The organism is Streptomyces sp. WP-1 (genome assembly GCF_030450125.1).
GTDB lineage: Bacteria > Actinomycetota > Actinomycetes > Streptomycetales > Streptomycetaceae > Streptomyces > Streptomyces incarnatus.
In genome coordinates, this window is sequence record NZ_CP123923.1 from 5,291,990 (window position 1) to 5,305,969 (window position 13,980).

The following is a 13,980-nucleotide window of genomic DNA, read 5'->3' on the forward strand; positions in this document are numbered from 1 at the left end:
GCGGCCGGATCAGCCCTCGGTCAGCTCCTGGCCGACGTAGTCGCGCAGCCAGGTCCGGAACTCCGGGCCCAGGTCCTCGCGCTCGCAGGCGAGCCGGACGATGGCGCGCAGGTAGTCGCCGCGGTCGCCGGTGTCGTAGCGGCGGCCGCGGAAGACGACGCCGTGCACCGGGCCGCCCAGCTTCTCGTCCGTGGCGAGCTGCTGGAGGGCGTCGGTCAGCTGGATCTCGCCGCCGCGGCCCGGCTCGGTCTCGCGCAGGACGCCGAAGATCTGCGGGGCCAGCACGTAGCGGCCGATGATCGCGTAGTTGGAGGGGGCGTCGGCGGGGTCGGGCTTCTCGACCAGTCCGCTGATCTTGACGACGTCGCCCTCGGCGGTGGCCTCGACGGCGGCGCAGCCGTAGAGGTGGATCTGCTCGGGCGCGACCTCCATGAGGGCGATCACGCTGCCGCCGTGCTGCTCCTGGACCTCGATCATGCGCTGGAGCAGGGGGTCGCGGGGGTCGATCAGGTCGTCGCCCAGGAGGACCGCGAAGGGCTCGTGGCCGACGTGCGGGGCGGCGCAGAGCACGGCGTGGCCGAGGCCCTTGGGGTCGCCCTGGCGGACGTAGTGCATGGTCGCCAGGTCGCTGGACTCCTGCACCTTCGCGAGCCGGCTCGCGTCGCCCTTCTTCTGGAGGGCGGACTCCAGCTCGTAGTTCCGGTCGAAGTGGTCCTCCAGGGGACGCTTGTTACGACCGGTGATCATCAGGACGTCGTCGAGCCCCGCGGACACGGCCTCCTCGACCACGTACTGGATCGCGGGCTTGTCGACGACCGGCAGCATCTCCTTGGGGGTGGCCTTGGTCGCCGGCAGGAAGCGGGTGCCGAGACCCGCCGCCGGTATGACCGCCTTGGAAATGGTGGGGCGGGAAGCCATCAGGTGTTCGTCTCTCTCGTTCTGCGCGTCGGGCGCCGGTGCGGCCGGGGTCGTCCCCGGCCGCGTTCGGGCGTCGATGAGCCGTGCTCAGGCGTGGAGGGGCCCGGCTCAGGCGTCGATGAGGCCGTGCTCACCGGTGGGCTGCCGCGGGATGCGGGCCTGGGCGAGGGCCCCCGGCGCGGGCGCGGGCGTCCGCTCGTCCAGCGGGAGCACCGCGGGGGTGGTCTCCTGCTGGCCGAGGAACAGCCGGCGCACCACACGTTCGGCCGCGTTTCCGTCGTCGAACTGCACGAAGCGCTCGCGGAACGCGGCGCGCAGCTCGGCGGCCCTGGAGTCGTTCCAGGCGCCGGAGCGGAAGACCTCGATCAGCTGGTCCTCGTCGGTCGCGGTCGCACCCGGCGTCTCGCCCGGCTGGCCGGAGAGGATGTCGAAGTAGACACCGCGGGCCTTGCGGTAGACCTCCCAGTCGTCCGCGTAGGTGACGATCGGACGGTCCAGGCACGCGTAGTCGAACATGATGGACGAGTAGTCCGTGATCAGCGCGTCGGCGGCCAGGCAGAGGTCCTCCACCACCGGGTACGTCGACACGTCCTTGATCAGACCGCGCTCCTGGAGGGCCTCCAGGCGGGGGTCGGCGCCGTAGAAGTAGTGCGTGCGCACCAGGACGACGAAGTCCGGGCCGAGCTCGGAGCAGAAGCGCTCCAGGTCGATCCGGGGGACGTAGCCCTTCTGGTAGTCGCGCACGGTCGGGCAGTACAGGATGGCCTTCTTGCCGTCCTCGATGCCCAGCTCGCGGCGGATGCGCAGGACGTCGTCACCGTCGGTGCGGAAGTAGACGTCGTTGCGTGGGTAGCCGAACTCGATCGCCTCGAACGCGCAGGGGTAGACCCGCTCCCAGTTCTCCGTGGAGTGCTGGTTGGAGGTGAGGCTGAGGTCCCACTTGTCGGCCCGCTCCAGCATCTTGGCGAAGCTCATGTTCTTCGCCGCGGCCGGGTACTTCTGCTGGTCGATGCCCATCTGCTTCAGCGGGGTGCCGTGATGGGTCTGGAGGAAGACCTGCTCGGGGCGCTTGACGATGTTGTTCGGGAAGTTGACGTTGTTGATGAGGTACTTGGCGCGGGCCATGACCTCCCAGTAACGCGGCGAGTTGGCCACCACGTAGTCGACGCCCGCCGGGACGTTGTCCACCATGTCGCGGCGCACGATCCACACCCCGTGCACGTTCGGGGCGAGTTCCTTGGCCTTGTAGTAGATGGCCGCGGGGTTGCAGGCGACACCGCGGTTCCAGTAGGCCGCGTAGACCGCGAGGTTCTCGTCCACCGGGCGGCGCAGGTGCAGCCGGTACAGCCGGTTGTAGGCGGTCTTGCCGAGCTTGGTCTTGACCTTGGTGGCGCGCTGGATGACCTGGCGGCGGGTGTTCCCGGCGGCGGTCACCGCGGCGTACGCCGTGTAGGAGCCGCGCTCCAGCAGCTGGAACCGCACGCCCTGGGAGCCCTCGGGGAGCACGAAGCCCTTGGGCTTGTAGCGCTTGTACGAGGCGGCCGCGAGCTTGAAGAACTCCGCGCGGTCCTTGGGGACGATGCGGTCCTCGCGGGCCAGCGTGAACAGGTAGTGGCTCGCCGCGCGCTCGAACAGCAGGGCGCGCACAGGCTCGGTCTCGGGGTGCTGGTCGAGGAACTCGAAGAGGCGGGCGTACTGCTGGAAGATGCCGAAGTGCTTACGGCCGGGCGTCCGCATGGAGTTGCCCTGGCGGCGCTGGCGGTACTCGACGCAGACGTGGTCGGTGGCGGCGATCGTCTCCGCGGTCAGCATGGTCTTGTAGACCATGAGCGCGTCCTCGTAAATGCCGTCCGTGAAGATGAAGTTGTTGCCGACGTAGAACTCGCGGCGGTAGGCGCGGTTCCAGACGACGGCGAACATGGTGAGAAAGTCGGGCCGTTCGAGGGCCGTGAAGACGTCCGTGCCCGCGCTCGCGAGGAGTTCACCGGCCGCGCTCGCCTGGACCCGGTTGTTCCAGTACGTGCGGACGTGGTTGAGCAGCAGGATGTCGGGGTCGCCCGTGGCCTCCAGCCGGTCGGCGATCGCCTGGAGCGCGCCGTCGGCCAGGGTGTCGTCGCTGTCCAGGAAGAGGATGTACTCGCCGCGGGACTTCAGCGCACCGGCGTCGCGCGCCTTTCCGATGCCCTGGTTCTGCTCCAGGTGCACGGGTATGACGCGGCTGTCGAGGGCGGCGTATTCATCGAGTATCCGACCGCAGGCGTCGGGCGAGTGGTCGTCGATGGCGACGATCTCGAAGTCCTCGAAGGACTGGGACAGAATGGAGTCCAAGCACGCACGCAGATATCCCTGGACTTTGTAGACAGGGACGACAACGCTTATTTTCGGCGAAGCGTTTCCATTCGCTACGGGCATGCTTGGGGCTCCTGGACTGTCGGTCAGACTCTCAACCGCCTCCCGCTGCCGGTGCGGCGTGGGAGGCGAGAGGCACAAGGAGTGCGAGGTTAAGGGGCGTTTAACCCTACCCTAACGTGCCCTACCGGATGGTCTCACCGTATGACCGGACGGGACCCGGTGGCCCGGGTGTGGCGTGACTCACGGGCGCGGGCCAACGGCTCCCGAGGTGGCCGGATACGGCCCCGCGGGCAGGGCGGCGCCGATTGGCGCGAGTGGCCGCCCGCCTGGGTAAGAGAAGGTGAGCCCACGGTGAGAACGGCGCTCTCGGCGGCGCGAACCGGACGATCCGGTCAACCTGCCCCGCGCCTCCCTCGTCGGGGCCCGTGGTGCGGATGTTGTGCGTTCCGGTCCATGGTTTCGGGCGGGATGTGGTGGATTCGACACCGATCCACACAGCGCGGTCGCATACGGGGCGCCCGGCGGGGTTCGGGCCCGGCGGCACCGGCCGTGGCGACAGCGGCCCCCTGATAGGAGGAGAAGAAAAGGCGTCACTCTTTCCCGAATTGCGAAACCCCTTGGGCGGCCGCGCGATCCGCCTTTCCGCTCCGCTTTTCCACTCACCTTTCCAGCCACCTCTCCATTCGCCTTTCCCGTCCTTTCCCCGTCGCCGTGCGGCGGCGGTCGGCGTCCGGCCGGTGAAACCGGAGCGCGCCGAAGGTCGCGGGTCGCGTACATTGCGCAGCACGAGGCCGGTACACGGGCGAAAGGGACGGCGGCAAGGTGGCAAGCGCGAGGCAGGCCGTGGGCACGGCCCGCAGGATCGTCGTCAAGGTGGGCTCCTCCTCCCTGACCAGTGCGGCGGGCGGGCTGGACGCCGACCGGGTGGACGCCCTGGTGGACGTGCTGGCCAAGAGCCGCGGCACCGGGGACAGAGAGGTCGTCCTCGTCTCCTCCGGCGCCATCGCCGCCGGGCTCGCGCCGCTCGGACTGCGCCGCCGGCCCCGGGACCTCGCCCGGCAGCAGGCCGCCGCCAGCGTCGGCCAGGGACTGCTGGTCGCCCGGTACACCGCCTCCTTCGCCCGGTACGGCGTCCGCGTCGGCCAAGTCCTGCTCACCAGCGACGACATGAGCCGCCGCGCCCACCACCGCAACGCCTCGCGCACCCTCGACAAGCTGCTCGCGATGGGCGCCCTGCCGATCGTCAACGAGAACGACACCGTCGCCACCGACGAGATCCGCTTCGGCGACAACGACCGGCTCGCCGCCCTCGTCGCCCACCTCGTCCACGCCGACCTGCTCGTCCTCCTCTCCGACGTCGACGGTGTCTACGACGGCGACCCCAGCAGGCCCGGCACCTCCCGGATAGCGGAGATCCACGGCCCGGCCGACCTCGCGGACGTCGAGATCGGCAGCGCGGGCAAGGCGGGCGTCGGCACCGGCGGCATGGTGACCAAGGTGGAGGCCGCCCGGATCGCGGCCGCCGCCGGCATCCCGGTGGTGCTGACCTCCACCGTGCACGCGGCGGACGCCCTCGGCGGCGGCGACACCGGCACGTACTTCCACCCCACCGGCAAGCGCTCCGCCGACCGGCTGCTCTGGCTCCAGCACGCCTCCACCCCGCAGGGCGCGCTCACCCTGGACGACGGCGCCGTGACGGCGGTCGTCAAGGGCCGCAAGTCGCTGCTGCCCGCCGGGATCGCCGCCGTCGAGGGCGAGTTCAGCGCGGGCGACCCGGTGGAGCTGCGGGACGCCGGCGGCCGCGCGGTGGCGCGGGGGCTCGTCAGCTTCGACGCCAAGGAGATCCCCCGGCTGATCGGGCGTTCGACCCATGAGCTGGCGCGCGAACTGGGCCCGGCGTACGAACGCGAGGTCGTACACAGGGACGACCTGGTGCTCCTGCACGGGTGACACTCGTACAGCGGGGCACCCCCGGGGGGCCTCCGGTGGGGGACGTTCCGTAAAACCGCCCCGAGAAGCCTTACGGCCTGCTCAACTTTGTGTGCGAGACATGTTTCCGAGCACTTGGGTGAAGGAGGCCGTCGTGAGACGAGTGCGCCCTGGGGGTACCACCCGAGGTGCCCTGACGAGCGTCGCCGCCGGGGGCACCTACGAGGAACCCAGGGATCTGCCCCGGCTGTGGCACGTCACGCTCAGCGTGGCCGGCAAGAGCGTCCCCCTCACGGACCTGCGCCGGGCCCTGGAACAGCTGGCTCACGACCACTCCTTCCTGCTGACCAGCAGATACGCGAGCGACCACGCCGAGATCCGGTACTGGGAAGAGGCCCGCGACCTGCATGACGCGGCCGCGGTCGCCCTGCGCCTGTGGGGCGAGCACCGGCTCAGCGCCGGACTGCCCCCGTGGGAGATCGTCGGCCTGGAGGTCATCGACCGCGAGACGTACCACCAGCGCGTCGCCGAGGGGTACGGGCCGCCGCCCGCGACCCCCGTAGGGGTCCACCCCTTCTGAGCCCTTACCGGGGGTTTTCGTCTCGGGGTGTGGAACGTGCGCGGAGGGCCCGAGCACCGCGCACTACCCTTCCCCCATGACCACGCTCTCGCCGTACGACTCGATGTCCCCGGTCACCCAGGCCGCCTACCGGGCCAGGGCAGCCGCCGCCGACCTCGCGCCGCTGCCGCGCGCCGTGAAGGACGACGCGCTGCTGGCGATCGCGGACGCCCTGGAGGTACGCACCGGGGAGATCATCGAGGCCAACGGCAAGGACGTGGCCAAGGCCCGCGAGAGCGGCACCAGCGAGGCCGTCGTGGACCGGCTCACCCTCACCCCCGAGCGCGTCCGGGCCGTCGCCGCCGACGTCCGTGACGTGGCGAAGCTGCCCGACCCGGTCGGCGAGGTGGTCCGCGGCTCCACCCTGCCCAACGGCATCGACCTGCGCCAGGTCCGCGTCCCCCTCGGCGTCGTCGGCATCGTCTACGAGGCCCGGCCCAATGTCACCGTGGACGCCGCCGCGCTCTGCCTGAAGTCCGGCAACGCCGTCCTGCTGCGCGGCTCCGCCTCCGCCTACGAGTCCAACACCGCTCTCGTCCGGGTGATCCGGGACGCGGTCGGCGGCGCCGGTCTGCCCGCCGACGCCGTACAGCTGGTGCCGGGGGAGAGCCGCGAGTCCGTGCGCGAGCTGATGCGCGCCCGCGGCCTGGTCGACGTCCTCATCCCGCGCGGTGGCGCCTCCCTGATCAGGACCGTGGTCAGCGAGTCCACCGTGCCCGTCATCGAGACCGGCACCGGCAACTGCCACGTCTACGTCGACGCGCAGGCCGACATCGACATGGCGATCGACATCCTCGTCAACTCCAAGGCCCAGCGGGTCAGCGTGTGCAACGCGGCCGAGACCCTGCTGGTCCACCAGGACATCGCCGCCGAGTTCCTGCCGCGCGCCCTGGACGCCCTGGCCGAGGCCGGTGTCACCGTGCACGCCGACGAGCGGGTCATGGCCCACGCCGAGGGCTCGAAGGCCACCGTGGTCGAGGCGACCCCGGAGGACTGGGAGACCGAGTACCTGTCGTACGACATCGCCGCCGCCGTCGTGGACTCCCTCGACAAGGCCGTCGAGCACATCCGGCTGTGGACCTCCGGGCACACCGAGGCGATCGTCACCACCTCGCAGCAGGCCGCCCGCCGGTTCACCCAGTTGGTCGATTCGACCACGGTCGCCGTGAACGCCTCCACCCGCTTCACCGACGGCGGCCAGTTCGGCTTCGGCGCGGAGATCGGCATCTCCACCCAGAAGCTGCACGCCCGGGGCCCGATGGGCCTGCCGGAGCTGACCAGCACCAAGTACATCGTCACCGGCGACGGGCACGTCCGCCCCTGACACCCCGCCCGGCGGGGCGTCTCGACAGGCGGATGAATTTCCGTACCGTCTGCCCAAATTGACCCCCCAGGTCTACTCTTGAGGTGTGCCGGAGGACGTGGGGGGCACGCCGTTCCCTGACGGCTGGGAGCCCGACGACGACCACGACCGCGGGGTGTCGGACGAAGAGTTCGCCTCCGTGGTCTTCGACGAGGACTTCGTACGGGCGGCCACGGTCCATGAGCCGACCGCCGTCGAACGCCTCCTTGCCGCCGCGAAGGCCAGAGCCGAGGCCTCCGAGGCCGCCCGCCGCGCCCGGGCCCGGAGCGAGCGGTACGACGACGTCTACGGAGGCGCCGATCCCGGCGAGGACCCGGACGACGACGACCTCGATGACCTGGAGGACGTCTACGCCCTCGACCGGGGCCCCTTCGACGGCCACGGCAAGCAGGCCCGCTGGCACCGGCCGGTGGCCTGGGTGCTCGCCGTGGTGATGGGTGTCGGCATGGTCGCCCTCGCCTTCGCCGCGGTCTACCGGGGCGCCTCCTCGGACACCCGGGACCAGCTGCCCTCGTCCACCACGACCGGCCAGAACCAGATCCCCACGGCGGCTTCCGTGCGCCCCACGGTGTCGGCGGTGCCCCGCCTGCCCTGACCGGCTCCGGGTGAGGAGTTGTCAGAAGTTGTGGTGGAGCGGGGCGTTTACCCGGGGCCCCGGAAACCCACTCTGAAAGTATGGGCGGGCCTGGAGACCCACCGGAGGGGACACCCGAGGGCGGCCCCGGTGGTGCGGAGGACGAATACCGATCCGTCGTCTTCGACGAGTCGTTCGTCCGCGCTGCCCGCCTCCAGGAGTACTCGGCCGAGGAGCGGATGGCCGACCACGCGCCCGCCGTGCGCCGCCGGCCGCTGCACCGGGGGCTCGTCCGCCAGGCGATGGTCCTGGCCCTGCTGATCGCCGTGGCTTTCGGCACCGCCGTCTACATGGGGGTGCGTCATCCGTACGACTCCGCTGAGGCCCCGCGGCCCGTGGAGCCCCTGCGGATGACGGTCATACCGCTCGCCCCGCGGGGCAGGGTGCCCGGCGGGACGGACGCGGAGACGCTGTACGCGCACAGCCCCGCCGCGCAGTTCGACATCGGCGCCGAGGGGGTCCCGCTGCCGGCCGCGCGGGCCACCGCGCACTTCTCCGACAGTCAGGTCATGACGGCGCTGACCACGGCCAAGGACTACATCGTCCGTTCCTCGCTCTATCCGGAGGTGCTCACCGGGCACGAGACGGCCCCCGCGCGGGCGCTGGTGGACTCCGACCAGCTCGCCCAGTTCGACCAGAGCTTCGCCCGCCCGGCGGCGGACGGGCGGCACGCCCCGACCGGCTGGGTGGTGCGCCTCGACCCGGCCCGCGACCGGCTGGCCGACGACCGGATCCGGGTCCGGGGCGTGCTGCGCCTCACGGAGGCGGACCCGGCGACCCTGGAGGTCAGCGCCGACCACACCTTCGTCTACGCCCTGCGCCCCACCGGCACCGCGAGCACCCCCGTCTCCCTCCTCACCGTCCGCCGCGCGCTGACCTTCCGCTTCACCCGCGACGACCTGCGCACCCGCCAGGTCCAGCTGATCACGGCCTATGTCGAGGCCGGCCCGCTGTCCTGTGCCGCGGACTCCACGTCGTACCTCCACCCCCTGCTGGCGGGCCAGGCCCCCCACCCGGGTGCCCCCGCGGGCACCGACCCGTACCGGACGGACAGCCCCGCCTCCTTGTGCGGCACGCTGGCCACGGGGTCCCAGCCCAGGGCGTGAGGGCGCCCGAGGAGGGCCGGGCCGGGGGGCTGCTTTCCGCGTCCGGCCGGGCGCATTGCCCCGGGTCCCGTTCAGCAGGAGGGTGTGAACGGCTGCGAGCGACCAGGGGGCGCGCCCTCTTCCCGCGGTGGCCCGCCCCCGTCGTACGGCCGGGCGGTCGGACCGCCCGCCTTCCCGCCCGCCGGCACTTCGATCCGCCGGGAGAGGCACTTCGATCCGCCGGGCGGACCTCGGTCGGAGGCCGGGCGCCCGGCGATGCCGAACCGGCCGCACCCGGAACCGCGCCGGCCCCGGACCGGACCTGCTACCGGCACACCCGGTCCGGCCCTGCTACCGGCACCCGGACCGGACCCGCAATCGGCACTCCCTCCGTCCGGACCTGCTACCGGTACCTCGTCCGGAGCCCTGTCGGGCCCCGGGCAGACTCCTGCCGGGCCAAGGCCAGAGTCCCGCCGGACCCGGACCCGGACCCGGACCCGGACCCGGACCCGACCCCGACCGCGGCCCCGACCCCCGACCCCGGACTCGACCCCGGACCCGGGCTCGACCCCGGCCCCGACCCCGGGCCCCCGACCCCGGACTCGACCCAGACCGCAGCCCCGACCCCCGACCCCCGGCCCCGGGCTCGGGCTCGACCCCGGACTCGACCCCGGCCCCGGACCCGACCGCGGACCCCGACCCCGGCCCCCGGACCCGGGCTTCGGCCCCGGCCCCCGCGCCCGTCCTACCTACTCCGCCGCCGGCGCCGGTCCGTCCTTGGCCGGAGGGGGGCTCTTGAAGCCGTCGAAGCCGCGCTTGACCCGGCCGCCCAGGTCGCCCGCGCCGCCCGCCAGGTCGGTGACCAGCTTCATCAGCGGGTCCTTGGAGTCCTTGACGTCACTGGCGTAGCTCGCCGCGGACGCGCGGAAGGAGTCGCTCACCTTGGCGTCCTTGTCGTCGTCGCGGCGCGGGTAGTGACCGTCGATGATCCGCTGGTAGTCCCGCGACTCGGCCCACCTCTTCAGCTCGGCGGCGCGCACGGTGGTGAACGGGTGCGAGCGCGGCAGCACGTTCAGGATCTTCAGGACGGAGTCGCGCAGGTCGCCGCCGGAGTCGTACTCCTCGGCCTGCTCCAGGAACGCGTCCACGTTCATCTCGTGCAGGTGGTTGCCGCCCGCGATCTTCATCAGGCCGCGCATCGAGGCCCGTACGTCCTGGCCCACCAGCAGCCCGGCCCGGTCCGCGGACAGTTCGGACTTGCGGAACCACTCCCGCAGCGCCGTGACGATCGCCATGATCGCGAGATTGCCCAGCGGGATCCAGGCGACCTTGACCGCCAGGTTCGTCAGGAACAGCAGGACGGTGCGGTACACGGAGTGCCCGGACAGCGCGTGCCCGACCTCGTGGCCGACGACCGCCCGCATCTCCTCCTCGTCCAGCAGCTCCACCAGACCCGTGGAGATCACGATGACCGGCTCGTCCAGGCCGATGCACATCGCGTTCGGCTGCGGGTCCTGCGTGACGTACATCGGCGGGACCGTCGGCAGGTCCAGGATGTAGCAGGCGTCCAGCAGCATGTCATTCAGATGACCGAACTGCCGTTCGGAGACGCGCACCGAGTCGGACAGGAACAGCAGCCGCAGGCTCCGCTCCGGCAGCAGCCCGCTCAGTGCCTTGAACACCTGGTCGAACCCGCTGAGCTTGCGCAGCGCCACCAGGGCGGACCGGTCCGCCGGATGCTCGTACGCCCGCGAGGAGATCCCCGGGAAGCGCGCCCGCTGCCTGCTGGGCACCCGCTCGTGCCCGCTCTGCCGATCGCCGTCGTGCATGTCTTCCCCCAAGTGCGTGTGAGTGCGGTGAGCCCCCGAGGCGGGGTTCAGCCTAGGCGGAGATACCGTGGACGGGCAGACAGCCGAAGGAGTCCACGCCATGGAGCACCACCCCGCAGCCGCCCGGCTGACCGAGGCCGCAGCGAGCGCCGCCCAGCACCAGGGAGGCGGAGGCCCCATGCTCCGCATCGTGCTGCTCGTGATGATCGTGGGCTGCGCGCTGACCGCCTGGTTCCTGCTGCGCGGCTACAAGCAGAAGGACGACTGAGGGGCCGCCGGAGTTCCCCGCCCCGGCCCCCCTCGCTTCCCAACGGCGGAGTCGGCGTGATCGCCGGAGGACCGCCCGCATACGATGAGCCGACGTCTTTATCCCGCCCACACGCGATAGGTCCTGTCGAAGATGATGCTCACCAGCGCCGCAGCCCCGCTGATCTCCCTCGCCGCCGAAGAGGGCGGCCACCACGACAGCCTGAACCCCGCCATCACCGGCGGCGCCGCCTTCATCATCCTGCTTCTGCTGCTGTGGATCACCACCCGCTTCAACCGCGACCGCTGAGCCGGGGTACCGGCCCCGGCCGGACGCCGAGGACCGGGCCGGTAGGGTCTGCACGCATGGGAGAGCAGGACATGCCTACCGGTCCGGCGCACGATGGCGCCGACGACGCCGACATGACCGACCAGCCGCAGTACCGCCGGCACCGGCCGGGCCACGGCCCCGCCCGCTCCGGCAAGCGGCGCCTGGGTGTCATGGGCGGCACCTTCGACCCGATCCACCACGGGCACCTCGTGGCGGCCAGCGAGGTCGCCGCGCAGTTCGAGCTGGACGAGGTGGTGTTCGTCCCCACCGGCCAGCCGTGGCAGAAGTCCTACCGCCAGGTCTCCCCGGCCGAGGACCGCTATCTGATGACGGTCATCGCCACCGCCGAGAACCCGCAGTTCTCCGTCAGCCGCATCGACATCGACCGCGGCGGCCCCACCTACACCGTGGACACCCTGCGCGACCTGCGCGCCCTCAACCCGGACACCGACCTGTTCTTCATCACCGGTGCCGACGCCCTCGCCCAGCTGCTGACCTGGCGCGACAGCGAGGAACTGTTCTCCCTCGCCCACTTCATCGGCGTCACCCGGCCCGGCCACCACCTCAGCAACCCCGGACTGCCCGAGGGCGGCGTCTCGTTGGTCGAGGTCCCGGCGCTCGCCATTTCCTCCACAGACTGCCGCGCGAGAGTCGCCAAGGGCGACCCCATCTGGTACATGGTGCCGGACGGAGTCGTGCGCTACATCGACAAGCGCGAGCTGTACCGCGGCGAGTGAGCCGAGAGGGGCACCGACGGTGAACGACCGATACGACGCGGGGCAGTACGAGATCGTCGGCTACGACGAGTACGGACAGCCCGTCTACCGCCAGGTCCCGGCGCAGCAGACCCCGGGCGGATCCGGGTCCGGGGCCTACGACCCCTACGCCCAGCAGCAGGGATACGGCTACGACCCCTACGGCACCGGCACCCCTCAGCCGGCGCAGCCGTACGGCTCGTACGGCACCGGCCAGCAGCCGCAGGCCCCGTCGTACCCCTCGAACGACGGCTGCTCCGACAACGATGGCTACCCCGGCGACGACGGCTACCCCGGCGACGACGGCTACCGCGGCGGCGACGACTACCACGGCAACGACGCCTACCGTGGTGACGGCTACGCCGGGTATGACCCCTACGGGGCCCAGAGCCTTCAGAGCCAGGGGCACGGGGGGAATCCCGGGCACTCCGGCTACGACCCCTACGGGCAGGCCGCGAGCAGCGGGCAGCAGCCCCGGGTCGCCGAGCAGACGGCGCACATCCCCCAGCAGGCACGCCCCCAGGACCCGCCCCGGCACAACCCGTACGCGGAACTCGCGAGCGACGACGACGGGGACGAGGGGCGCGCGGAGGGCGAACCGGACTACCGCACCGAGCAGTTCGCGTTCGTGGAGGAGCCGGACGGCGACTCCGAGGACGTCATCGACTGGCTGAAGTTCACCGAGAACCGCACCGAGCGCCGCGAGGAGGCCCGCCGCCGCGCCCGCAGCCGGCTCGTCGCCCTCGGCGTCGTCCTCGCCCTCGTCGCGGTCGGCGGCGTCGGCTACCTCTGGTACGCCGGGAAGCTGCCCTTCGTGTCCTCCTCCGGCACCGGTTCGGGCACGGCCGTGGCGGTCGGCGCCCAGAAGCGCGACGTGATCGTCGTCCATCTGCACAACACCGGCGAACGCGGCACCTCCACCGTGCTGCTGGTCGACAACGCCACCACCAAGCGCGGCACCACCGTCCTGCTGCCCAACTCCCTGGCGCTGACCGACGACGACGGTTCCACCACGACCCTCGCCAAGTCGGTGGACGAGGACGGCTCCTCCGGCACCCGCGACCAGCTGGACACCGTCCTCGGCACCAACATCCAGGGCACCTGGCGTCTGGACACGCCCTACCTGCAGAACCTGGTCGACCTCGTCGGCAACATCGACATGGACACCAACGTCGCCGTGCCCGACCCGGACGCCAGGAAGAAGGGCGCCGAGCCGCTCGTCGCCAAGGGCAGCGACCAGACCCTCAGCGGCAAGATGGCCGTCGCCTATGCCACCTACCGGGCCCCCGGCGAGTCGGAGAACGCCCAGCTGGAGCGGTTCGGGCAGGTCATGCAGGGCGTGCTGCGCAAGATCTCGACCGACGCCTCGGACGCCACGGTCACCGTGCAGAGCCTCGCGCAGATCCTCGACCCCTCGCTCACCGACAAGGACCTCGGCGCCTTCCTGGCCAAGCTCGCCGGCCTCGCCAAGGAGGGCGACTACGGGACGGCCCTGCTGCCGGTGCAGCCGGACGGCACGCTCAGCGCCCGGACCAGCGACAGTGTGGTCAAGGACATCCTCGGCGGCACCGCCAAGAGCCCCGACGCCGGCAGCGCGGTCCGGGTCTCGGTGCAGAACGCCACCGGCGTCAAGGACGACACCGAGCAGGCCCGCGTGGCGCTCCTGAACGGCGGTTTCACCTTCCTGGAGGGCGGCAGCGGCGGGACGGCGACGGCCTCGAAGGTCGTCTACCAGGACGCCTCCGACAAGCAGAACGCCACCGAGGTCGCCAAGACCCTCGGCCTGTCCGCGGGCTCCGTCACCAAGGGCTCGGTCTCCTCGGGCGCCGACGTCTCGGTGGTCCTGGGCCAGGACTACAAGCCGTCCGGCTCCTGAGCACCCTCCGGGGCGCCCCCCGCGATGCTCCGGCTCGCGCGGG

12 protein-coding genes are annotated in these 13,980 nt (G+C 71.6%); 9 read left to right on the top strand and 3 right to left on the bottom strand.

Going from position 1 to position 13,980, the window contains the following annotated elements; all coding sequences use genetic code 11:
- Positions 1-9 precede the first annotated feature (9 nt).
- Positions 10-918 (bottom strand): UTP--glucose-1-phosphate uridylyltransferase GalU, encoded by a 909-nt coding sequence (gene galU, locus QHG49_RS23295; protein WP_301491094.1) that lies wholly within the window; start codon positions 916-918, stop codon positions 10-12.
- 108 nt (positions 919-1,026) lie between these two features.
- Positions 1,027-3,246 carry a CDP-glycerol glycerophosphotransferase family protein gene (locus QHG49_RS23300; RefSeq protein WP_370530499.1) on the bottom strand — a complete coding sequence of 740 codons (2,220 nt, stop codon included), beginning with the start codon at positions 3,244-3,246 and terminating at the stop codon, positions 1,027-1,029.
- 846 nt (positions 3,247-4,092) lie between these two features.
- Here QHG49_RS23300 and proB point away from each other — a divergent pair.
- The 5 genes from proB to QHG49_RS23325 all read left to right on the top strand — a co-directional run bounded on the left by proB (position 4,093) and on the right by QHG49_RS23325 (position 8,921).
- The gene (gene proB, locus QHG49_RS23305; protein WP_145488171.1) at positions 4,093-5,220 is read left to right on the top strand and encodes a glutamate 5-kinase; all 1,128 of its coding nucleotides are present in this window, start codon (positions 4,093-4,095) and stop codon (positions 5,218-5,220) included.
- A gap of 133 nt (positions 5,221-5,353) precedes the next feature.
- Positions 5,354-5,779, top strand: a complete 426-nt coding sequence (locus tag QHG49_RS23310) for a hypothetical protein (protein ID WP_145488173.1) — start codon at positions 5,354-5,356, stop codon at positions 5,777-5,779.
- 76 nt (positions 5,780-5,855) lie between these two features.
- Entirely contained in the window at positions 5,856-7,142 is a 1,287-nt protein-coding gene (locus QHG49_RS23315) for a glutamate-5-semialdehyde dehydrogenase (protein ID WP_145488175.1), read from the top strand.
- A gap of 85 nt (positions 7,143-7,227) precedes the next feature.
- The gene (locus tag QHG49_RS23320) at positions 7,228-7,776 is read left to right on the top strand and encodes a hypothetical protein (protein WP_301491098.1); all 549 of its coding nucleotides are present in this window, start codon (positions 7,228-7,230) and stop codon (positions 7,774-7,776) included.
- Between the two features lie 80 nt (positions 7,777-7,856).
- Positions 7,857-8,921 (top strand): hypothetical protein, encoded by a 1,065-nt coding sequence (locus tag QHG49_RS23325; RefSeq protein ID WP_145488178.1) that lies wholly within the window; start codon positions 7,857-7,859, stop codon positions 8,919-8,921.
- A gap of 728 nt (positions 8,922-9,649) precedes the next feature.
- On the opposite strand, the gene QHG49_RS23330 is transcribed toward QHG49_RS23325, so the two are convergent.
- Positions 9,650-10,729, bottom strand: coding sequence for a M48 family metallopeptidase (locus QHG49_RS23330; RefSeq protein WP_159701303.1), 1,080 nt, complete (start codon positions 10,727-10,729; stop codon positions 9,650-9,652).
- Between the two features lie 100 nt (positions 10,730-10,829).
- On the opposite strand from QHG49_RS23330, the gene QHG49_RS23335 reads away from it, so the two are divergent.
- The 4 genes from QHG49_RS23335 to QHG49_RS23350 all read left to right on the top strand — a co-directional run bounded on the left by QHG49_RS23335 (position 10,830) and on the right by QHG49_RS23350 (position 13,937).
- Positions 10,830-10,997, top strand: a complete 168-nt coding sequence (locus QHG49_RS23335; RefSeq protein WP_167532335.1) for a hypothetical protein — start codon at positions 10,830-10,832, stop codon at positions 10,995-10,997.
- Between the two features lie 132 nt (positions 10,998-11,129).
- Positions 11,130-11,285, top strand: coding sequence for a hypothetical protein (locus QHG49_RS23340; RefSeq protein WP_167532334.1), 156 nt, complete (start codon positions 11,130-11,132; stop codon positions 11,283-11,285).
- 56 nt (positions 11,286-11,341) lie between these two features.
- Positions 11,342-12,043: a nicotinate-nucleotide adenylyltransferase gene (gene nadD / locus QHG49_RS23345; RefSeq protein WP_370530500.1), complete on the top strand. Its 702-nt coding sequence runs from the start codon at positions 11,342-11,344 to the stop codon at positions 12,041-12,043.
- A 19-nt stretch (positions 12,044-12,062) separates the two neighbouring features.
- Positions 12,063-13,937 carry an LCP family protein gene (locus QHG49_RS23350; RefSeq protein WP_301491101.1) on the top strand — a complete coding sequence of 625 codons (1,875 nt, stop codon included), beginning with the start codon at positions 12,063-12,065 and terminating at the stop codon, positions 13,935-13,937.
- Positions 13,938-13,980: the final 43 nt, after the last annotated feature.